1 pseudogene is annotated in these 846 nt (G+C 72.2%); it reads right to left on the bottom strand.

Features of this window, described 5'->3' with window-relative positions:
* Positions 1-846: pseudogene (locus tag G3I60_RS43750) on the bottom strand (hypothetical protein); the annotation flags it as partial.

The raw sequence follows: 846 nt of genomic DNA, 5'->3' as shown, positions 1-846 counted from the left end.
CTGTTCCTGGGTCGCCTCCGCGCGGGCGTCGAAGTGGTCCGCGCCCTCGGAATCCGGGTGCGTCAGGCGCAGGGCGCCCGCTGCGGTGACGCCGTCGGCTTCCGGCGTGCGGCGGACCCGGTCGCCGTCGTCCGTGGCGTACGGCAGGCCGGCGAGCAGGTACGGCGTGCCGTCGAGGTGTTCGACGGCGACCGTGACCCACAGGGTCGTGCCGTCCGTGACGTACAGGGACCGGACATGGCGCAGTACGTGGTCGCGGCCGACGACGGGCTTGGTGACCAGCTTGGCCGCGAGATCGGCGGTGCGCAGGTCGCGGACGCGGACCTCGCCCATCGGGCGGCAGAGCAGGAAGCCGTCCGCCACCGGGCCGAAGCCGTGCTGGCGGCCCACCGCCGCCGGGAGGTAGTACGTGCCCGCCGCCTCGACCAGTGACTGGGTCATCCTGTCGTCGAAGGCCACCGAGACCGTGCCCGCGCGGAGTTGATGGCGCAGTGGTTCGGTCGAGGGAGTGCGGTGCCAGGGGGTGGTGTCCTGGATCTGCCAGATGAGCATCCACGCGAAGTGGCCGTCGATGCCACCGTCCTGCTTGACCGCGTGGCGGGCCCAGCGGCTGTCGCCCCGGTAGCGGCCGAGGTCGGCGCCGATGCGGTGGCCGAAGTAGCGCAGGCCGAGGACCGATTCGAAGGCGGAGTGCTGTTCGCTGTAGCGGGGGCCGCCGTTGTCATAGCCGCCGTTCGTCAAGCGGGCGTCGATGTAGCGGGCCAGGGCCTCGCCGTCCTCGGCGAAGATCTCCTCGCCGCTGACCCGGTGCGCCTGGGCGAGGAAGGAGAGGGAGATCGGGCCGTA

Origin of the sequence: Streptomyces sp. SID13666, from assembly GCF_010548325.1 — a bacterium.
In the GTDB taxonomy this organism is placed as follows: domain Bacteria; phylum Actinomycetota; class Actinomycetes; order Streptomycetales; family Streptomycetaceae; genus Actinacidiphila; species Actinacidiphila fildesensis.
Note: the sequence above shows the minus strand (reverse complement) of the source record. Positions and strands in the feature narration are given on the sequence as shown.